The 22,221-nt window shown below is 37.1% G+C and carries 14 protein-coding genes; all 14 read left to right on the forward strand.

Features of this window, described 5'->3' with window-relative positions:
• The first annotated feature begins 86 nt into the window (after positions 1-86).
• Positions 87-1,322 carry an MFS transporter gene (locus IW15_RS00650; protein ID WP_034708447.1) on the forward strand — a complete coding sequence of 412 codons (1,236 nt, stop codon included), beginning with the start codon at positions 87-89 and terminating at the stop codon, positions 1,320-1,322.
• Between the two features lie 368 nt (positions 1,323-1,690).
• Positions 1,691-3,790: a T9SS type B sorting domain-containing protein gene (locus tag IW15_RS00655; RefSeq protein ID WP_034708449.1), complete on the forward strand. Its 2,100-nt coding sequence runs from the start codon at positions 1,691-1,693 to the stop codon at positions 3,788-3,790.
• Positions 3,791-3,905: 115 nt separating this feature from the next.
• Positions 3,906-6,008, forward strand: a complete 2,103-nt coding sequence (locus IW15_RS00660) for a T9SS C-terminal target domain-containing protein (RefSeq protein WP_034708451.1) — start codon at positions 3,906-3,908, stop codon at positions 6,006-6,008.
• A gap of 155 nt (positions 6,009-6,163) precedes the next feature.
• Entirely contained in the window at positions 6,164-7,750 is a 1,587-nt protein-coding gene (gene dnaB / locus IW15_RS00665; protein ID WP_034708454.1) for a replicative DNA helicase, read from the forward strand.
• Positions 7,751-7,844: 94 nt separating this feature from the next.
• Positions 7,845-8,321: a ribonuclease HI gene (gene rnhA / locus IW15_RS00670; protein WP_034708457.1), complete on the forward strand. Its 477-nt coding sequence runs from the start codon at positions 7,845-7,847 to the stop codon at positions 8,319-8,321.
• Positions 8,322-8,504: 183 nt separating this feature from the next.
• Entirely contained in the window at positions 8,505-10,760 is a 2,256-nt protein-coding gene (locus tag IW15_RS21825) for a T9SS type B sorting domain-containing protein (protein ID WP_051881667.1), read from the forward strand.
• 261 nt (positions 10,761-11,021) lie between these two features.
• Positions 11,022-13,283: a T9SS type B sorting domain-containing protein gene (locus IW15_RS21830; protein ID WP_051881670.1), complete on the forward strand. Its 2,262-nt coding sequence runs from the start codon at positions 11,022-11,024 to the stop codon at positions 13,281-13,283.
• Positions 13,284-13,403: 120 nt separating this feature from the next.
• On the forward strand, positions 13,404-14,030 hold the full coding sequence (locus tag IW15_RS00685; protein ID WP_034708459.1) for an NAD(P)H-dependent oxidoreductase: 627 nt from the start codon (positions 13,404-13,406) through the stop codon (positions 14,028-14,030).
• A gap of 30 nt (positions 14,031-14,060) precedes the next feature.
• Entirely contained in the window at positions 14,061-15,632 is a 1,572-nt protein-coding gene (gene nadB / locus IW15_RS00690; RefSeq protein WP_034708462.1) for an L-aspartate oxidase, read from the forward strand.
• A gap of 9 nt (positions 15,633-15,641) precedes the next feature.
• Entirely contained in the window at positions 15,642-16,502 is an 861-nt protein-coding gene (gene nadC, locus IW15_RS00695; protein ID WP_034708463.1) for a carboxylating nicotinate-nucleotide diphosphorylase, read from the forward strand.
• 209 nt (positions 16,503-16,711) lie between these two features.
• The gene (locus IW15_RS00700) at positions 16,712-19,348 is read left to right on the forward strand and encodes a TonB-dependent receptor (protein WP_034708465.1); all 2,637 of its coding nucleotides are present in this window, start codon (positions 16,712-16,714) and stop codon (positions 19,346-19,348) included.
• 79 nt (positions 19,349-19,427) lie between these two features.
• Positions 19,428-20,177, forward strand: coding sequence for a nucleotidyltransferase domain-containing protein (locus tag IW15_RS00705; RefSeq protein WP_165585143.1), 750 nt, complete (start codon positions 19,428-19,430; stop codon positions 20,175-20,177).
• A 404-nt stretch (positions 20,178-20,581) separates the two neighbouring features.
• The gene (locus IW15_RS00710) at positions 20,582-20,803 is read left to right on the forward strand and encodes a hypothetical protein (protein WP_034708469.1); all 222 of its coding nucleotides are present in this window, start codon (positions 20,582-20,584) and stop codon (positions 20,801-20,803) included.
• A gap of 272 nt (positions 20,804-21,075) precedes the next feature.
• Positions 21,076-22,215, forward strand: coding sequence for a lanthionine synthetase LanC family protein (locus IW15_RS00715; RefSeq protein WP_034708471.1), 1,140 nt, complete (start codon positions 21,076-21,078; stop codon positions 22,213-22,215).
• Positions 22,216-22,221 lie beyond the last annotated feature (6 nt).

Genomic DNA, 22,221 nt, shown 5'->3' on the forward strand with positions numbered 1-22,221 from the left:
TTTATCTTTCAGGATATATTTGATTTATCATTTAAAAATACAGTATAAAAGCAGCCTTAAATAGATATTTAGGGCTATTTTTGTGCATGATTTCTTTTACTCCGTTAAAAACATTGCAAAATGTTGAATTCAGAAATCTTCTTACCGGGAGATTTTTTATTGTTTTAGCCTTCAGAATGCTTGCTACTTTATTAGGATGGTGGGTATATCAGCTAACAAAAGATCCCTTTTCCATCGGTCTCATAGGTCTTTCGGAAGTAATTCCTGCGGTAAGCTGCGCGTTGTACGCGGGACACGTTATCGACATGAATGAAAAGAAGAGACTGCTTCTGATCTGCAATTACGCTTATATTTTTCTGATTGGTCTGCTGCTGATTCCTGCATTTTTCAATGTACAAATGCATTTTACGGGTCATCAGATTACCTATTATATTTATGGAGTTATCTTTTTCACGGGAATTGCCCGGGCTTTTATCGGACCTATTGTTCCTTCAATGATTCCTAAAATTGTAAAGAAAGACAACCTTCCGAATGCGGTAACCCTGAATCAGGCTACTTTTCTTATTTCTTCGGTTTGCGGGCATGCAATCGGCGGATTTCTTATCGGTTCCTTTGGGGTGAAATGGACTTTAGTGGTGATCATTTCTCTGATCTTTACGGCTTCTCTGTTTTTCTGGAATCTGAAAAAGCAACATTCGGAGTATAAAAAAGAAACGGTAAATGTGGTTGAAAGTATGCGTGAAGGAATTTCCTATATTTTTAAAACCAAAGAAATTTTAGGGGCTTTATGTCTGGATATGTTCGCGGTACTTTTTGGTGGTGCTGTAGCGCTTATTCCTGTTTTTGCCACTGATATCTTAAATGCAGGCGCTGAAGGTTTCGGATTTTTAAACGCAGCCTCTGATATTGGTTCAATGTGTATTATTACTCTTCTGTCTGTTGTTCCTTTAAGAAAAAACCAGGGTAAAATACTTCTGGTAGCAGTTGCCGGTTTTGGACTGTGTATCATAGGATTTGGATTATCCAAACTGTATTGGCTATCCTTCCTGTTCCTGGTTATCAGCGGAATGCTTGACGGAATTTCCGTAGTGATCAGAGGAACTATTGTACAGCTGAAAACACCGGATCATATAAGAGGGCGTGTGTTGAGTGTGAATTCTATATTTATTATGTCAAGCAATGAAATGGGCCAATTTGAAAGCGGGCTGGCTGCAAAATTATTAGGAGTGGTACGTTCTGTGATTTTCGGGGGAACGATGACCGTACTGATTGCTCTTTTTGTGGGAAGTACAAATTCAAAGCTTAGAAAAATGCAGTATTGAAAACCAATATAGCAGATTTATTAAATATATCACAAAATCTTTAAATCAACGTTAATAATTTTTTATATTTGCCTTATAAAATTCCCCCTTTATGAACAAATTTCTATCAATTCACCGCTTCTTCCTGAGAAGCTGTCGGGCGAGGGCTCAAAAATTCACAAAACAGCCTTTAATGCTCAGTAACATCAGGTCATTTAGTTCACTGCAAGATGACATTATGATTAGTTTATCTAACAATCCAAGATTAGTATAGAGAACGGAATATCCCCAAAGCACCAATCAGAGCAGATTGCAGGTGTTTTTTTGGGAGAATACAGTGAATTCAACGAACAAATAATCTAAGGATCAATAAAATTAAACTGATCAAAATGAAAAAAATACTACTTCTTATCATTTTATTCATTACACAGGCGGTATACTCGCAGTCTGACTGCGTTACAGCAATTCCAATCTGTGGAAATTCTAATATTTCATATACCCCGTCCGGACCTGGGGTTGTTAATGAAATTCTTAATCAGAACAATGGATGTCTAAGTTCTAATGAGCATTTCTCAGTATGGTATTATTTTACTGCTGCCACTACAGGAACATTAACATTCGAAATTAATCCAAACAATCAGACCGATGACTATGACTTTGCTGTATATGGTCCAACAACCAATGGTTGCAACTCTTTTATAAGTCCTAATGGTTCTTATGTAACTCCTTTACGATGTAATTACTCCGGAACCCAAGGAAATACCGGTTTATCACTAACTCTAGCTCCTGGTTCGCCTAACAACGGAGTATGGAGTCCTTATATGAATGTAACTGCCGGTGAAACTTATTATCTTATTGTAGATAACTACAGAAGTACACCGGATGGATTTTCTATGACTTGGGGCGGAACCGCTTCCCTAAGTTCAGCATTTAATGATCCTGCGTTGGCACCCAATCCATTTATTGCTCCGGGAATAGCTGCAGCCAATCCTGCAGACCCCAATAATATTATGGTATGTGGACTTCCTAGTCAGTTCAACTTTACAAGTCTTACTCCAACTATTATTAATGGTAATAACAGTAGCTTTACTGTAACGTACCACACCAATACCAATGATGCTATTACAGGATCCGCTCCTCTTACAACAGCGACAGTAAATGGTACGGACACCTATTATTACAGAATCAAATATCAGGATCTAAGCAATCCGGGAAGTACCATGAACGGATGTTTCATCACAGGAAAATTCAAATTTATGGATGGCAGCTTTACGCTAACAAACGCTTCCCTATCCAGCTGTAGCAATAATAATTCCGGGACCGCCCTATATGATCTTACAACAGCCGCTATAGGAGCTACTCCCAATTATGTATTAAAGTATTATCCTTCGATGTATGATCTTAACAATGGTATCAATGAAATCACAAACCCTTATCAATATGTTTCTGCCACTGGATCTGCATTTGTAAAGGCAACCAACCAATTTGGATGTACTGCTACTGCGGAAATTACTTTAAAATTCAATCCAATTGTAATAGTAAATGATGCGACTTTAAGATCTTGTTTTATTGAATCCAATCCTTCAACAGCCTCATTTAATCTTACTAATGCTACGGTTACAGCGCAGGCAGGTACTACTAAAAATTATTACCCATCCATGACGGATGCGGAAAATCAAACCAATGAAATCTTAAATCCGGCAGCTTACATCGCGCCAAATGGTGTTATTTATGTGAGAGTATCCAATGCGCAGGGATGTTATACCGTTGCAAAAGTTACTCTGATTGTACTTCCTCCTGTAAAATCAAGTGTACTGGTAGACAAGATCATTTGTATTGAAGATAAAACAACACTAGATGCAGGACCTGGCTTCAACGGATACGAATGGAGCACAGGAGCTACCACCCAGTCCATCAATAATGTTGGCGTGGGAACATATTGGGTAAAACTAAAAACCGGAGATTGTATTACTTTACAAACCGTTAAAATTTATCCTAACGAACAGCCTGTAGTTTCTAATATAGATATTACCAATACAACGATAACCGTTAATGTAATAGGCGGAACTCCTCCTTACAAATATTCTATGGATAATATCAACTGGCAGGATTCGAATGTATTTTCTAATATATCAAGAGGTGACCACAAAATCTATGTGAAAGATGCTTACGACTGTGAACCCATTGTGATTTCAGTAGTGGTTCCTAACCTGATTAATGCCATCACTCCAAACGGAGACGGTATAAATGATGTGATAGATTATTCTGCACTTGCAGGAAAACAAAGTCTGGTATTGAGTATTTTCGACCGATATGGATCAAAAATTCATCAAGCCGACAAATCTAACGGATTTAAGTGGGATGGCACCGTTGGAGGAAGAAGAGTACCAACAGGAACATATTGGTATTCTGTGACATGGAATGAAAACGACAAAAAGAATACCCCTGTCAAGTTTTCAGGATGGGTAATTGTAAAAAACAGAGAATAATTTGATAAAAACATGAAAAACTGCCCTCACGGGCAGTTTTTTATCAAAATAATCTTTATTACTTTACACCTTATCATTATTTTAGCTAATTTTGTTTCACAAAAATCATTTTAAAATGAGAAAATCACTACTTCTTTTAATTTTATTCATATCACAGGTATTCTATGCACAGTCAGACTGCTCTTCTGCAATTCCTGTGTGTGGAAACTCCAACCTTTCCTATACTCCTTCTGGACCCGGAAGCGTAACAGATATTCCATCCACTAATGTTCCGAATTCACTTTGTCTGAAAGGAGGAGAACATTTTTCAGTATGGTATTCATTTACAGTAGCTACTTCGGGTACATTAGCATTTACCATTGATGCTAACGTTAACACGGATGATTATGACTTCGCTGTTTATGGGCCTAATCCCAGCTGTAGTTCTTTACTGGAACCTATAAGATGTAACTATTATGGATCTGATAACCTAGGGAATACAGGTTTATCCCTGACTATTCCTCCAGGTGGAGCTAACCAAACGGTTTGGAGCCCGTACATGGATGTAGTAGCAGGCCAAATCTACTATCTACTGGTTGATAACTTCCGAAGTTCTCCGGATGGCTTCTCTCTAAACTGGGAAGGAACCGCTACCCTGAGTTCGGCATTCAATGATATAACTTTAACACCTAACCCATTTGTTACTCCAGGACTTCCTTCAGCTACTCCTAATCAACCTAATGAAGTGATGATCTGCGGACTTCCTAGTGTATTTAATTTTACAACTCTTACAGGAGGTATCCTTAATGGAAACAGCAGCAATTTTGTGGTTACTTATCATAACACTACCAATGACGCGGTTACCGGACAAAATCCACTTACTTCTACTACAGTAAACGCTACAACTACCTACTATTACAGAATAAAATATCAGGATCCCAATAACCCGAACAATCCAATGAACGGATGTTTTATAACTGATAAATTCAAGTTTAAAGATGCAAGCATTACGGCAAAAAATGCCTCTATTTATTCATGTAATAATAATGGTGCCGGTTCAGCTACCTTCAATTTGACTACTGCCGATGTATATGGAGTTCCGGGTACTCCCAATACTGCTACAATACGGTATTACCCAACTCTTAATGACCTAAATGCAGGAACCAACGAAATAACCAACCCTACCGCTTATACTTCTCCGGAAACAATCATCTATGTGAAGGTAACTTCTGCATTGGGATGTATAGCGACCTCAACGATCAGACTATTATTCAATCCTACCGTTGTATTAAATAATGTGGTGGTTGAAGAGTGTTATATTGAAAACAATATCACAAACGGACTATTCGATCTTACCACAGCACCTGTAAGCACTCAAACAGGACTTGACAAGAAATTTTACAAAACATTGGCTGATGCTACCAATCAGACCAACCCAATTGTAAACCCAACCAACTATATTACTACCAATACGGAAGTATATGTAAGAGCAACCAACACCAACCAGTGCTACGCTATCGCCAAGATTACGCTGAAAGTATTGCCTCCGGTAAAATCTGCTGTTCTAAAAGACAAAACGATTTGTGCGGAAGATAAAACAACTTTAGATGCAGGATCAGGATTTGATGCTTACGAATGGAGCACAGGAGCTACCACTCAGTCTATCCAGAATGCCGGAATTGGTGCATATTGGGTTAAATTACATACCGGGAAATGTTTCACGCTTCAGCAGGTAAATGTTTATGCTTCTCAGCAGCCGGTTATCGCCAGCGTAGAAATCACAAATAATTCTATTAAAGTGAATGCTTCAGGCGGTACTCCTCCTTATATGTATTCAGTTGACGGTATCAAATGGCAGGAATCCAATACATTTACCGGACTTCCAAGAGGAGATAATAAAATATTTGTAAAAGATTCTTACGACTGTACTCCTATTCAGATTACCGTTACTGTACCTAATCTTATCAATGCGATTACTCCTAACGGGGACAACGTAAATGATGCAATTGACTATTCTGCATTAGCTTATAAGAAAAATCTGGTATTTATAGTCTATGACAGATACGGAAATAAGCTTTATGAAGCAGATAAAATGAGAGACTTTAAATGGGATGGAACTGCTTTCGGCAAAAAAATCCTTACTGGTACTTACTGGTACACGATCTCATGGAACGAAAATGACAAGAACAGTACTGAAACTAAATATTCAGGATGGGTACTGGTAAAAAATAGAGAATAATTGATTTTTTTTAATATTGTAAAATCACCCCAGCTTTGGGGTGATTTTTTTTATTCACAGACGAAATCCTTATGCCTGCAGAATTTTAATAAGGTCAGCAAGAAAATGTTGATTACTATTTTCCAATTATTTTCTAAATAAACTATCTTTGCACCATGGCGCAGAAAGAAACTTTATCATCTCTTACACATGGAAACTTTGCGAAAGAGCTCTCGATTGCTGATGGAAAAATGCCTCCTAATGCAGTAGATTTCGAAAGACTGGTGATCGGTACTTTTTTGATTGACAAAAAAGGACTTGACCACTCTATCGACCTGCTTACTCCGGAAGTGTTTTACGACCCAAGACATCAGGTCATCTTTTCTAGCATTCTAAAATTATATGAAGGAAACCACCCTGTCGATCTGATGACGATTATTCAGGATTTAAAAAAAGAAGAAAAATTAAGTCAGGCTGGTGGTGATCATTATATTATAGACCTTACTATGGGAGTAAGTTCATCTGCCCATATTGAATACCACGTACGTGTTATTCTTGAAAAATACATTTTAAGAAGTTTAATTAATGTTTCTGCAAATGTTATTGATTCCTCATACAAAGAATCCACAGATGTCTTTGAACTTTTAGATAAGGCCGAACAGTCATTCTTTGAAATTACCAACGGAACCATCAAAAAAGGTTTCGACACCGCCAATTCATTGGTAAAACAGGCTATTGAAACCATCAAATCGTTAAAAGATAAAGAAGGAATTTCCGGAGTACCTTCAGGATTCAGAGATATTGATAAAGAAACCGGTGGATGGCAAAATTCTGACCTTATCATCATTGCGGCACGTCCGGCGATGGGGAAAACAGCTTTTCTTCTTTCCATGGCGAGAAACATAGCAGTTGGGCATAAAATCCCGATGGTTCTTTTCTCTCTGGAGATGGCTTCCGTACAGCTTATTACCAGAATGATCGCTTCCGAAACCAAAATTTCTTCTGAGAAACTAAGGAAAGGAACATTGGATGATGATGAGTGGCAAAGGCTGTTCTCCAATGTATCGGAACTGGAAAATGCCCCGTTATTTATTGATGAAACCCCTTCCCTTTCGATATTCGATTTCCGTGCAAAATGCCGAAGACTGGTAATGCAGCATGGCGTAAGACTGATCATGGTCGACTACCTTCAGCTAATGACCGCAGGTGGCGGTGGAAAAGGAGTTGGAAACCGTGAGCAGGAAATCTCAATGATCTCCCGTTCATTAAAAGCAATTGCTAAAGAACTGAACGTTCCCGTTATTGCACTTTCCCAGCTTTCAAGAAGTGTCGAAACGCGCCCGGGAAAAAGACCTCAGCTTTCAGATCTAAGGGAATCCGGAGCGATTGAGCAGGATGCCGATATTGTATCATTTATTTTCAGACCTGAATATTATAAAATTTCCGTTTGGGATAATGATGAGGAAGGCCAGGAAACCTCTACGGAAAATCAAGCAGAATTAATTATTGCAAAACACAGGAATGGTGCTACTGCAGATGTGCGCTTATCTTTCCTTAAACATTTTGCAAAGTTCGGGGATATTGAAGCCGCTATGGGAGGACCAGACGGATACCCTTCTAATTTCGGGGGCCATGAAACGAGCGGTTTTGATAAAATCAAGACTACGATTCAGCCTGGGGCAGCATTTGATCTTCCGGACAGCTCGAAACTTTCAGGGTCTTCCATGAATGACTTTGACGATGATGATGATTTCCCTTTCTAATATATTAACCACAAAATAGCTCTTACGATTGCGAAGGTTTACTATTTACCTTTTTGAACAGTAAGAATATCAAGTTTTATATACCTCTACATTTTTGAGAATCGAAATATACACCGACGGAGCCTGCAGCGGAAATCCCGGAAAAGGAGGATACGGCATTCTCATGCGCGTTCCCGAAAAAAATTACCAGAAGACTTTTTCCAAAGGCTTCCGTAAAACAACCAACAACAGAATGGAGCTGCTGGCAGTGATCACAGCTTTAGAAAAATTAAAATCGCCGGAAAATGATATCCATGTTTATACAGACAGTAAATATGTTGCGGATGCGATTAACCAAAACTGGATTTCAGGTTGGATAAAAAGAGGCTGGAAAAATGTAAAAAACCCTGATCTCTGGAAAAGATTCATTGAGCAATACAATACCCATAAGCCGAAAATGCACTGGATAAAGGGACATGCCGGCCACTTTGAAAATGAGCTTTGTGATAAATTAGCTGTTGCAGCAACCAATTCCGATACGCTTGAAATTGATACCTATTTTGAAAATCTGGAAAATAACTCACTTTTTTAAAATAATAAGATAATAGAAATTTTTAATCAATCTAAGCTTATTTTAATACTTTTAATTAATTCATCACCTAACTTATCATTCATTAAAGAATAACCATCATTTTTAGCAAAATTAACATTAAATACATATTTATTGATTAGGATTTAATATATTTACACGTCTAATTAAAAGTATCCCTATTCAATGAATAAAAATTTACTGTCTTATTTTTGCATTTTTTTACTATGCATTTCCGGGAAGCTACTTACCCAAACCTATCAACTCGCAGGAAATCCTGTCAATACCACAGGGTGGACCATGGTTTCTCCTACTCAGGTAATGGGCGATTTCGTTCAGCTTACCCCGGATACCAATAATCAATCGGGATCGATCAGACTGAATGATCCCATCAACCTGAAATATTGTGACAAGTGGAGGGTAGAATTTGATTTCAGAATGGATTCTAACCAAACTTCCAATGGTGACGGTATTGCATTCTGGTACCTGGCAAATCCGCCGGTAGCCAGTGTATTAGGCTCCGGTCTTGGGGTTTCACAAAATGCAGTGGGCTTAATTGTAGGACTTGACACTTATAATAATACGACTACCGCTACCATGAGTAAGGTACACGTTGCCTATGGCCAAGTTCCCAATACAACCGACACTAATAACGTAGAGTTTTTCAATGTTGCAGGAAGTTCTTTCCATTCACCGGATCTGAACACCACTCAGCCTTTTCAGGGAACTACTTTTAAACACGTTGAAGTTACCGCTCAGGTAGATACGGCTGCCCCTACCAACTGGATTATAAAAATAACCCTTGACGGCACCGTGATTTGCAACCAATCTTTTGCACCTTCCGGGACAGCGGCCGCAATGACTGTAGGATATTTTGGATTTTCGGCTTCTACAGGAGGTGCAAGATCAAGACATTCTATTAAAAACGTAAAAATCTATACTGATAAAGTTCCTATTTTACAAGCTGCAGCAACGCAGTCGTTCTGCCCTAACCCTTCTACAGGATTAGGCTCTGTAAATTTAACCACATTCAATTCTCAGTTTGTAAGCAACCCTGGAAACTACACTTTTACATACTATGTTTTAGGCAGCTCAACACCGATTGCAAATCCAACCAATTATCAGTTCAATGCCAATACAACCGTCACAGTAGTCGTAAAAGATAATGCCGGAATACTTTGTGATAATCCTGACGGAAAAATACAGCTTGTGCTAGCACCTTTTACCGCTACCGAAGCAACCCTTACGGAATGTAACAACAATAAAGCAGGTACAGCAATATTCAACCTGACCACCGCCAATGTGACCGGAGTATTGGGAGTCACTAAAAAATACTACAAAACATTGAATGATCTGAATGCAGACACCAATGAAATTTTAAATCCTGCCACTTATCCTTCTGCTGCAGGGGCAGTATATGTAAAGGTAACCACGCCACAAGGATGTACAGGTAATGCAAAAATTAATCTGACATTCTACCCAGATATCCCGGTAACGGAAGCTACCCTCCGTTCTTGTTTTATTCCTTCCAATATCACAACGGGAGGATTCGATTTAACCTCAGCGAATGTCACAACACTAGCTGGTACAACTAAGAAATACTATACTACATTAGCTAATGCTACAAGCGGAACTAATGAAATTGCAAGTCCATCGTCATACATTTCAGCAAGCACAGTGATTTATGTTCGTGTAACGAATGCTACCGGCTGCTACATGATTACAAAAATCAACCTTATTGTGATTCCGCCGGTATACTCTACAGTCTTAAAAGATAAAATAGTATGTGTTTATGCGCGAACAACTTTAGATGCAGGACCAGGATTTGACAGCTATACATGGAGCACCGGGGCTACTACCCAATCTATCACCAACGTTCCCGTAGGAATATACTGGGTTAATCTGAAAACAGGAAACTGTACAACACAACAAATTGTAAAAGTAAACGCTTCGGTAAATCCGGTTATTTCAAGTATTGACATTAACCACAACACAATTACGGTAAATGTATCAGGAGGAACACCACCTTACCAGTATTCTTTAGACGGAATTACGTGGCAGGATTCTAATACATTTGGAGGTCTTGCAAGAGGCGAAGTAGTGGTTTACGTTAAAGATTTTTACAATTGCCAGCCCGTTAAAGTTCAGATTACGGTTCCAAACCTGATCAACGCCATTACGCCCAATGGAGATAATATCAATGACTTTATTGATTATTCTGCGCTATCTTACAAGAAAAACCTGGTTTTTGTAGTGTATGACAGATATGGCAACAAGCTGTACCAGGCAGATAAAATGAGAAACTACAAATGGGACGGAACAGCTTCCGGTAAAAAAATCCTTACAGGAACATACTGGTATACCATCACCTGGAATGAAAATGACAAAAACAATACAGAAACAAAATACTCAGGCTGGGTATTGGTGAAAAATAGAGAATAATTATTTCTACGCTAAAAATCACTCCACATTTGGGGTGATTTTTAGTAACCCATCTTTAAAACTGTGATTGTTCATAAGACGTAGGTTTCACTCTTCAATCACATTCATTAAAATAATTAAACATATTATATTATTTCACGTATATGATTGAGATTTAATTATAACATTAATATTTTTAATTACATAATTAACATCTATAATATCGTCGAATAATCAGAATTTATATTTTTATATTATTAATAACTAACCAACTCGCTACACATGAAAAAAACTTTACTTATTTGTTTTTTAACGACTTTATTGGGCTTGTCTGGAAAACTATTTTCGCAGACTTATCAGCTCGCAGGAAATCCCGTAAATACTACCGGATGGGATCTCGTCTCTAGTGCAATCGTCAGTGGAGATTTTATTCAGCTTACTTCGGATCAGACCAGTCTCTATGGAGCCATAAAACTCGCAACCCCAATCACACTGAGCTATTGCGACAAATGGAAAGTAGAATTTGACTTTAGAATTGACGGAAACGGTACCGCTCAATTCGGAAAGGGTGATGGTTTTACATTCTGGTATTTAGCCAACCCTCCAACAGGATTTGTTTCCGGAGGAGGGCTGGGAATACCCGCCAACGCTTCAGGGCTGATGGTAGGATTTGATATATTCAACAACACCACAGAAGGACAGATGAGCAAAGTACATCTTCTGTACGGAACCAATGATACAGCAGGAAGCAACATCGAATACAACAATACTCCAGGCAGCACCTTCCACTCTCCGGATCTTATCGCAACACAGCCATTTGTAGGCCCAACCTATAAGCATGTGGAGGTTAACGGTGAAACGGATCTTACCAATCCTACCAACTGGATTATTAAAATACGAATCGACGGTGTACTTATCGTCGACCAGTCTTTCGCACCCTATGGTGGCGCTGTAGGAATGTCACAGGGATATTTTGGTTTTTCTGCGGCTACTGGAGGAGCCAGCGCAAGACATTCGATTAAAAATGCAAAAGTATTTGTAGACAAAGTTCCGATTCTGAACAATACCATTACTCCTTTTGTGTGCACCAATCCTGCTACCGGAAACGGAGTGGTGGATTTAACGTTTTTCAACTCACAGTTTGTTAATAATCCCGGAAATTATATTTTTACGTATTACATTCTGGGCAGCTCGACACCTATTGCCACGCCTACCGCTTTCCAATATTCAGGAAACACCACCATCAAAGTGGTGATCAAGGATCCAACTTCTACCCTCTGTGATAATGGAGACGGCGTCATTCAGCTCAACCCAACACCATTTGCAGCAAACAATGCAAGCCTCACAGCCTGTAACAACAATAATGCAGGAACAGCAATATTTGACTTAACCACAGCCACCGTCACGAATATCCCAGGAGTCACGATGCAGTTCTATCCTACTTTATATGATATGAATAATGGTACTAACCAAATTACAAACCCTACTGCTTATGCATCTGCACCGGCCACGATATTTGTAAAAGTAACAACTCCCCAAGGATGCGTAAGTACCGCACAGGTTACATTAAATCACTATCCTGTTGTAACGGTAACTGATGCTACTTTAAGAACCTGCTTCATTGAAACCAACCCATCAACAGGCTTATTCAATCTGGCTAATGCTACCGTAACCGGTCAGGCAGGAACGACTAAAAAATATTATCCTTCATTAACTGATGCCATCAACGGAACTAATGAAATCTCTAACCCAACTACCTATACAGCGCCAAATGGGGTAATTTATATAAAAGTAACCAATGCAAACGGCTGCTATGCAATTGCTAAGGTTACTTTAACAGTAATTCCTCCAACATTATCAAGCGTTTTACAGGACAAGATTATTTGTATTGAAGATAAAACAACCCTGGATGCCGGTCCGGGATTCAATGCCTATTTGTGGAGTACCGGAGCCACCACACAATCCATTAACAATGTAGGAGTAGGTACCTATTGGGTAAAGCTTAAAACCGGCGACTGTACTTCTCTTCAGACTGTAAAAGTGTATCCTTCAGAGCAGCCGGTAGTTACTACCATAGATATCTCAGGAAGTACCGTTACCGTTTATGCAAACGGAGGAAACCCACCCTATAAATACTCAATGGATAACATCAACTGGCAAGATTCCAATGTGTTTACCAATATTGCGAGAGGAGAAGCAAAAGTATTTGTAAAAGACAGCTATGACTGCAAACCTATTGTCATCAATATTACCGTACCTAACCTGATCAACGTAATCACTCCAAACGGCGACGGAGTAAATGATGTGATTGATTATTCCGCATTATCCGGCAAGCAAAATCTGGAAGTAAGTATTTTCGACCGATATGGCTATAAGCTATATACAGCCGACAAATCAAACAGATACACCTGGGATGGAACCACCAACGGAAGCAGAAAAGTCCCTACAGGAAATTACTGGTATTCTGTAACCTGGAATGAAAATAACAAAAACAGCACTCCTATAAAATTCTCAGGCTGGATTATGGTAAAAAACAGAGAATAATGTAATACTTATTAAATAGCAAAAGGTCACCTCATACAGGGTGATCCTTTTTGCATTATTTAAGAGGAGATATTTCATTTTAAGCATACTTTATTCACATTCAATTCTTAAATTTGTTCTATGAATTATTTGGAAGCTTTAAGCAGAAGATATTCTGTAAAAAAATTTAATACGGAAATTATTCCTCAGGAAGTACTTCACAATATTCTTGAGTCCGGAAAATTATCGGCCAGTTCACTGGGGCTCCAGCCTTATAAAATAGTGGTGGTGGAAAGTGAGGAAATGAAGCAGAAACTCATTCCGGCTTTTTACAATCCATCACAAATTTCCACGTGCTCACACCTCGTTGTCATTATTTCCAAAAAAACAATTGAGGAAAGCTATATCCGGGGATATTTTAATCATATCTCTGAGGTAAGAGAAACTCCTGTCGAAAAACTCGACTTATTTAAAAACAGCATCAATCAACATATTAATCAAAAAACGCAGGATGAAATTTTCACCTGGGCCGAAAAACAGTCTTATATTGTACTGGCAAATCTCATGTATGCCGCTGCAATAGAAAATATTGACTCGTGCCCTATGGAAGGCTTCCGGCAGGATCTGATAGAAGAGATTCTGAACATCAACTCCGAAACAGAAAAAGTAACCGTCACCCTCGCTTTAGGCTACCGTTCCGAAGAAGACCACTTCCAGCACATGAAAAAAGTAAGAAAACCAAACGAAAAATTGTTTAAATTTATTTAATTATTTAAACAATTGCCTTAAAGCAAGCATATGATAAAAGCGGATGTATTAGTAATCGGTTCCGGAATTTCGGGACTTTCTTATGCCATAAAAGTTTCTGAGCACCTTCCTGATGCCAAAATAATCATCGTAACAAAATCCGACGAGGATGAGAGCAATACTAAATATGCCCAGGGCGGTTTAGCGGTCGTTACTGATTTGAAAAATGATAATTTCGAAAAGCATATTGAAGATACCATGCGCGCCGGAGACGGAGAAAACAAACGCGATATCGTGGAAATGGTGGTTCGGGAAGCTCCGGCAAGATTCAACGAAATTGTAGAATGGGGCGCCAAGTTTGACATGAAAAACGGCGAATTTGCTCTAGGCAGAGAAGGCGGACACACAGAAAACAGGATTGTACACCATAAAGATATTACCGGCTTCGAAATCGAAAGAGCACTCCTGGAGACGGCTAAAAACAGTCCGAACATTGAGATCCTTGATCATCATTATGTAATTGATATCATTACCCAGCATCATGTTCCCGGAAAAGAATTAAATCAGGGAGATATTCATTGCTATGGAGCTTATATTTTAGATGAAAAGTCTAAAAAAATAAAAAAAATCACTTCAAAAATAACATTAGCTGCAACAGGAGGTGCCGGACACGTTTATAAGAACACCACCAACCCAACCATTGCAACCGGAGACGGAATCGCTTTCGTAGCCCGCGCTAAAGGCAAGGTTACCAATATGCAGTATTACCAATTCCATCCTACAGCACTTTACAGTAAAATTGATGGTATGCTGTTTTTAATTTCTGAAGCCGTACGTGGAGACGGAGCAAAATTAAGGACTAAAAAAGGTGAAAAATTCATGCACAAATATGATGAGCGTGAAGAACTTGCCTCAAGAGATATCGTCGCGAGAGCAATTGACAATGAAATGAAAATTTCCGGTGATGAATATGCAGGTTTAGACTGCCGGACTATGGATCACGAAAAATTCCTGGAACATTTCCCCAACATCTATAAAAAATGCAGAGAAGAGGGAATTGATCCTTTCACCCAACTCATCCCGATTGTTCCTGCCTGCCATTATCTGATGGGCGGTATCGAAGTGGACAGAGACGGCCAGTCTTCTATCAGAAACCTTTTTGCAGTAGGAGAATGTACCAACTCCGGACTTCACGGAGCAAACAGACTTGCTTCAAATTCATTACTTGAAGGGTTGGTTTTCGGGCATAATGCTGCGATGAAAACCATCAGTCTTCTTGATAAAAATAATTTCAACTTCGATGATTTAAAAGCAGTTCCTGAATGGAATGAAGAAGGAATGAAGATTATGGATGAAATGGTTATTATCAGCTACCTGAGAAAACAGCTTCAGGAGATGATGAGTGACCTTGTAGGGATCGTAAGGAGTAACAAACGTCTTACGATGGCCATGCAGAAACACCAGGAAATCGCAGCAGCCGTTGATGAAATCTACCACTACTCTATTCTTTCACCCCAATTATCAGAGCTTAGAAACCTGACTACCGTTGCCCACCTTATTATCACTGAATCTATGCAGATGACGGAAAATAAAGGGGCATTTTATAATAAAGATTTAGCATAAAATAACCCTATGAAAAAGCCAAGCTACGTAACTGATAAAGCCCTTAAAACTTTTATAAAAAATGCTTTGGAAGAGGACATTCAGGATGGTGATCACTCTACCTTATCAACCATACCGAAAAATCTGCAACAAAGTGCGAAACTTCTTGTAAAACAGGACTGTATCCTGGCAGGGGTTGAATTAGCGGAAATCATTTTTAAAACTTTCGACGATAATTTAAAAGTAGAAACTTTTATCAAAGACGGAGCCGTAGCGAAAGTTGGTGATATTGCATTCATCGTAACCGGAAGCGCAAGATCTATCCTTTCAACGGAAAGACTTATCCTGAATTGTATGCAGAGAATGAGCGGTATCGCCACCCTAACTCACGATTGGGACTCCAGACTGGTAGGAACAAAAACAAAATTACTGGACACAAGAAAAACAACTCCTAATTTCAGAATCTGTGAAAAATGGGCAGTTGCGATTGGCGGCGGAACCAATCACCGATATGGATTATATGATATGATTATGTTGAAAGATAATCACATTGATTATAATGGAAGCATTACCAATGCTGTGAAAATGGCAAAGGATTATGTTAAAAAAACCAAAAAGAAGTTAAAGATAGAAGTCGAAACCAGAAATCTGGAAGAAGTTAAGGAAGCCATTAAAGCAAAGGCAGATAGAATTATGCTTGATAATATGGATGTAAAAACAATGAAGCAAGCCGTGGCTATGATTAACGGTTCATGTGAGTCTGAAGCTTCCGGAGGAATTACCCGTGATATGCTTAAAGAAATTGCCACTACCGGAGTCACCTATATCTCCGCTGGAGCCCTCACTCACTCGGCAGAGAATATCGATTTGAGTCTCAAAGCAGTGAAATAGCGTTGTATTTTTAACAAAAACAACCCCTTTTTATTAAAAACTCAATAATGTGATTTTTTTCATATTAAAAGTCGTTTTTTATTCATTGCACTGAAAGTCAGCAATTTAATCATTATTAAGATTGAGTAAAAATTAACATACAGTTAATATTAGTTAAATTTTATTTTAGCAATTTTGCAGAAAATTAAATCTAACTATTACTAACGATTATGAAATTAATCAACAAATCGATGCTGTCTGCAGTAATCACGCTTTCTACAGCCAGTGTTTATTATGCTCAACAAGTTCAGGACACGCTACATGCGAAGTCTAACGACATTGAACAAGTTGTAATAACTGGTGTTGCCGATATCGCTAAAGATAGAAAAACACCGGTAGCAGTTTCAACAATTAAAGAAGCACAAATTGTTGAAAAATTAGGAAATCAGGAATTCCCTGAGATCTTAAATACAACTCCTTCTGTGTATGCAGTAAAAGGAGGTGGTGGTTTCGGAGAGGGAAAACTTAACATCAGAGGTTTTGATCAAAGAAATATTGCAGTAATGATTAATGGTGTCCCTGTAAACGACATGGAATCAGGAGCCGTATACTGGTCTAACTGGGCAGGAATGTCTGACGTAACTTCCGCAATGCAAGTGCAAAGAGGTTTAGGTTCTTCTAAACTAGCTATTGCTTCTGTTGGAGGTACAGTCAACATTTTAACAAGAGCTGCTGACAAAAAACAGGGTGGTATCGTTTCATTAGGATTAGGAAATGATGATTATTTAAAAACACTTTTTGCATATAATACTGGTAAATCTGCTAATGGATGGTCTTCTTCATTCTTAATGAGTAGAACAGCTGGTTCAACGTATGCTGATGGAACAGATTTCGAAGCATACAACTATTATTTTGCATTGGGTTATAAAAAACCTGGAAGTAAACATGAATTCCAATTTACTATAACGGGTGCACCTCAATGGCACAACAATAGATTCACATTTGTCCCTCTTTCTGACTATTTTACATATGGAGGAAAAGACGGTGAACCAAATAGAAAATACAACCCAGATTGGGGATACAGAAATGGAGAAGAACTTTCTAATAGAAGCAACTACTACCACAAACCAGTTTTATCTCTTAACTGGGATTGGAATATCTCTGAAAAATCAAAATTAAATACAGTATTTTACGCTTCTTTCGGTAGAGGAGGAGGAGTAAACGGAAACGTAGGAAAATTAGGAACTAAAGCATATAATGATGCAAGTTTCAAAACAAGCGATGGACAAATTAATTGGGATGCTATTTTCACCGGAAATGCCGCAACCCCTGTTAATGCTACTAGTCCTAACGCAAACACAATTGCACAGGTTTCATCTGTAAATTCTCATAACTGGTTTGGTACAATTTCTAGTTTCAATCATAAAATTAATGATAATTTTAATTTCTCAGTAGGAATTGATGCAAGATATTATTATGGTTACCACTATCAAGTAATTTCAAATTTATTAGGAGCAAGTGGCTTTAAAGATACAGGAAACAAAAACCTGCCTTATAATATTGTTAGCAATACATTTGATCCAAAACCATCATGGAACCCGTTTGGAGGAAAAATCAATAACCTTAGTGATATGGTTACTTTTGATAATGATGGAGAGGTATTATGGTATGGTGGATTTGGTCAGTTAGAATATACTAATGATAAATTATCTGCTTTCGTACAAGGAGCTGTTTCTAATCAAGGTTTCCAAAGAATTGATAACTTTATCGTTGATGGAGTTTCTCTTCTTAACGGAACACTAATGAGCCCAACTAATCAGCCAACTGCTGCCAACCCTGTACTACATCAAAAAACAGGATTTAAAAATATTTTTGGTTACAATGTAAAAGCTGGTGCCAATTATAATATCGATGAGCATCACAATGTTTTTGCTAATATTGGATATTATTCAAAACAACCATTCTTAAACTCTGTATATCCTAACAATAAAAACTTTCTTAATCCTAATTTAACAAATGAAAAAATCTTTGGAATTGAACTAGGATATGGCTTCAGATCAGGAATATTCAATGCTAATGTTAACCTTTACAGAACTTCTTGGAAAGATAGATTCTTAAGAAGAACAGGAATCAACTTTACAGATACTTCGACTGGTACTGTTTATTCGAATGCTTATGCGAACATTCAAGGAATTACTGAAATCCACCAGGGTATTGAAATTGACGCAACTGCTAACGTACACAAAATGTTATCTTTAACAGGTATGTTATCAATGGGAGATTGGTATTACCAAGGTAATGCTACAAGTAATTTATTTACTGAAACAAATGATCCTATTAATGTAAATAATGCACCAACAACAACACTATATTTAGATAAAGTAAAAGTGGGAAGTTCAGCACAATTTACTGCAGCTGCCGGATTCATATTCAAACCTACAAATTGGTTCTCATTTGATGGAATGTATAGAGGAATTAGAAATCTTTACGCTAACGTAAATCCTATCAATTTTCAAAATCAAGCATCTGGTGACAAGGGAGCAATGGAATTACCTACATTTGGTTTAGTTGATCTAGGAATTACTTTTAAAATCAAATTAAGAGATCCTAAACAATACTTTACCCTAAGAGGAAATGTATACAATGTATTGGATAAAACTTATATTTCTGAAGCAAATACGAATATCCTTGCAAACCTCTCTAAATCAGAGTATGCAGCTATTAACTCAACTCTTACTCCCGCACAACTTACCACAAATTACGCAGCTTATCAAGCCGCAGGTACTTGGAATGGAGTTAGCCAACAGAACCAAGTTTACTTCGGTTTCGGTAGAACATGGGCAGCTACATTGTCTTTCAACTTCTAATCATAATAAAGCATTAGATTTTATAAATATGAATCCCGGTTTATCGCCGGGATTTTTTTATTTTTATAAAAACAATTTCATGGAAAAGGCATTGGAAGTATTTGTGGACAAATGGAAATCAAAAAAATATATTGAAGGTATTTTATTGAGCGGAAGTTATGCTGTAGGACTGCAGAATGAAAACTCAGATATAGATATCAGACTAATATTTAATTCAAAATATAAGAAAAATAAAAAAGGTTTAGAGGTAATTAATAATTATAAATTTTCCCATTTAGGAAGAACTGCTGAAAGTACTTCCAAAACATTTTCTACAGAATTTTTCAATCATAATAAATTTGAAGCCAGAATATTTAGTATAGGAAAGGTACTTTATGATCAGAACAACAAGACAGAATCACTTATCGAAAAAGCAAAAGTCTATTTACATACTCCCTTCATTCATCAAACTCTCAACAAAGAAGACATCGATACGAATATGTATGCCTTGTACAGTAGTAAGATCTATCTTGAATCTTTATCTGAAAACTCCTCATTCTTCTTCTACCATTATTTCAATTTTCTCAGGCAGGCTATGAGATTCTATGCAAAATTTTTAGGTTATGAGTTTTTTCTGGATTCTAAAACCGAACAAATTTTAACTGATGAAGTATACCAGAAAACATATTCATGGGATAAATTCCCTGATCATGAATTTGTTAAAATATGGCTTCCAAGTTTAGGGCTGGATCATGCAAATAAGAAATCAGTAGCATTGATTTATTATTATTTAGAAAAAGTTATTGCTAAGGTTGATGAAGAAAAATTCACTATGTCGTGGGAAGAGTAATAAATTTTATATACTTACCTGAAACAAAATATTGGCAGAAATGGAAATGGAAAAGAAAAAACTAAATCTAAAAAAAAATTAAAATTGCAAAACTATCGACATCCATGATGTCTTCAGAAGGCTTAAAGAATGTATTACCAGCTGCTGTCTAACAGCTCCTAATGCGGATGAGAATACTTGTAATACAAGATCTTCTTAATTACAGGAAAACTAATTAAAATGCTTCTTTTCAGAGAAGTACTTTTAGTATGTGAAGTAAAAGTTTCATCAATAAAATTCCATTTCATTTATAATACTATTTAGCAAGCTCAAGTATTAATTTAATGTTAAGATTTAGCTAAAAATTCACCACGCGGTGGGAATTTTGAAAAATTTTATATATTTGTTTTACAAAATAAAATATAATGGAAAAGAAAAAATTAAATCTTAAGAAAATTAAAATTGCAAAATTATCGAACACTTCATTATTAAATAAAGACAAATTAAATAATGTTAGAGGAGGTGATTCATGTGCTTTTTCAGTAGTCAGTATTGTAACAGAAGGCGGAGGAATGGGTGGAACATATGGATATGTTACCAGCTGTGCACTAAATGACTATACAGAATGTCTATCAAGATTATCATAATTGAAACCAGATTATTAAACTGGCAATTACCTTATCATTCGCTATTTTCATCAAAAAGTGCTTCTAGTGAAGCACTTTTTTAATGAAATATCGTCTTAAATTAATAATATCCTCAAATTAATAATATCCTCGTAAAAAGTCAATCATTCCCTGGACTCTTTACAATGACCAATAAAAGATATGAATCACAGTATGAGACCTTATAAAATTACATTTTTTATTAATTATCTGAAAGCTTTAACATCTTTTGAAGCATTTAAAATTGTCTAACAATGAACGCTTCTTCCTTATTGCAGACTATAAATGCAATACAAAATCACACGATTAGTAATATAAAAAAAAATCCGGATATTGGAGTGTTAACCGGTCTTGGTGGCTCTTCCATTTTTTTTGAATATTACTCCAATTATATCTCTAACAAACCGCAAGAAATAGACTCTGAATACATTTTAAATTTATGTATTGATAAAATAAACGACAACTATAGAACCTCAACATATTGTGATGGAATCTGTGGCTTGATCTGGTCTTTACAGTTTTTACAAAAAAATGATTTTATAAGTCCAGTAGATAATATTGACATATTAAATGATTATGTTAGAGAATGGACTTATTCATCTATTAATCTCAACAATTTCGATTTTCTGCATGGCTCCACAGGCAGCATCTACAATCTTATATATCAATCGGCATATAATAATGACCCTGCTGACCCTCTCTTAGACAGATATATTCAGAGACTAAACATCAGATATACTGAAATATACAACTACAGACTCTTGATTACAGAACAAACTCTTGATTACAGAACATATTTAGGCGCTGCTCATGGAGTGGCAAGCTATATTTATATCTTATCTCTGTTATCTGTAATTCCAAGACTTAAAAAAGCAGCACTTGAGCTTTTAAATAAGTATTTCGAATTCTTACTTGAAACCGCTATGTTTTCAGAAAATAAAAGATCTGTTTTTCCTTCATGGCTCCTACAAACAACTATTTTGGAAAAGGAAAGTTCTGGTCTCTCCTGGTGTCTGGGAGATTTGGGGATTGGAATAACCTTATTAAATTCTTCACAAATCATCAACAATAAAGAAATGGAGAATATGGCACTGAAAATTCTTACCCATTCATCAAAAAGAATAGCACCGAAAAACACGGGACTAACCGGGCCTAGCCTTTGTCACGGATATTTTGGAGCCTATAAAATTTTCTCAAGAGTTTACAGTGTCACCGGAGAGAAAATTTTCCTAAATGCAAAAGAACACTGGCTCAATATAGGATTAGAGAGTATAAAAAACAATATGCCTTCGGACTCATCCATTTTAATCGGGCAAACTGGGATAGGATTAGCTTTAATTGATGCTTATACTAATACAGACCATAATTGGGGGGAATGCCTTTTAATATCATAACAGCAC

Source organism: Chryseobacterium soli (assembly GCF_000737705.1).
Classification (GTDB): domain Bacteria; phylum Bacteroidota; class Bacteroidia; order Flavobacteriales; family Weeksellaceae; genus Chryseobacterium; species Chryseobacterium soli.

Excerpts from the sequence above, each read along its gene's own strand:
- IW15_RS00650 (WP_034708447.1), top strand. The coding sequence starts at position 87 with ATGATTTCTTTTACTCCGTTAAAAACATTGCAAAATGTTGAATTCAGA.
- IW15_RS00655 (WP_034708449.1), top strand. The coding sequence starts at position 1,691 with ATGAAAAAAATACTACTTCTTATCATTTTATTCATTACACAGGCGGTA.
- IW15_RS00660 (WP_034708451.1), top strand. The coding sequence starts at position 3,906 with ATGAGAAAATCACTACTTCTTTTAATTTTATTCATATCACAGGTATTC.
- dnaB (WP_034708454.1), top strand. The coding sequence starts at position 6,164 with ATGGCGCAGAAAGAAACTTTATCATCTCTTACACATGGAAACTTTGCG.
- IW15_RS21825 (WP_051881667.1), top strand. The coding sequence starts at position 8,505 with ATGAATAAAAATTTACTGTCTTATTTTTGCATTTTTTTACTATGCATT.
- IW15_RS21830 (WP_051881670.1), top strand. The coding sequence starts at position 11,022 with ATGAAAAAAACTTTACTTATTTGTTTTTTAACGACTTTATTGGGCTTG.
- IW15_RS00685 (WP_034708459.1), top strand. The coding sequence starts at position 13,404 with ATGAATTATTTGGAAGCTTTAAGCAGAAGATATTCTGTAAAAAAATTT.
- nadB (WP_034708462.1), top strand. The coding sequence starts at position 14,061 with ATGATAAAAGCGGATGTATTAGTAATCGGTTCCGGAATTTCGGGACTT.
- nadC (WP_034708463.1), top strand. The coding sequence starts at position 15,642 with ATGAAAAAGCCAAGCTACGTAACTGATAAAGCCCTTAAAACTTTTATA.
- IW15_RS00700 (WP_034708465.1), top strand. The coding sequence starts at position 16,712 with ATGAAATTAATCAACAAATCGATGCTGTCTGCAGTAATCACGCTTTCT.
- IW15_RS00705 (WP_165585143.1), top strand. The coding sequence starts at position 19,428 with ATGGAAAAGGCATTGGAAGTATTTGTGGACAAATGGAAATCAAAAAAA.
- IW15_RS00710 (WP_034708469.1), top strand. The coding sequence starts at position 20,582 with ATGGAAAAGAAAAAATTAAATCTTAAGAAAATTAAAATTGCAAAATTA.
- IW15_RS00715 (WP_034708471.1), top strand. The coding sequence starts at position 21,076 with ATGAACGCTTCTTCCTTATTGCAGACTATAAATGCAATACAAAATCAC.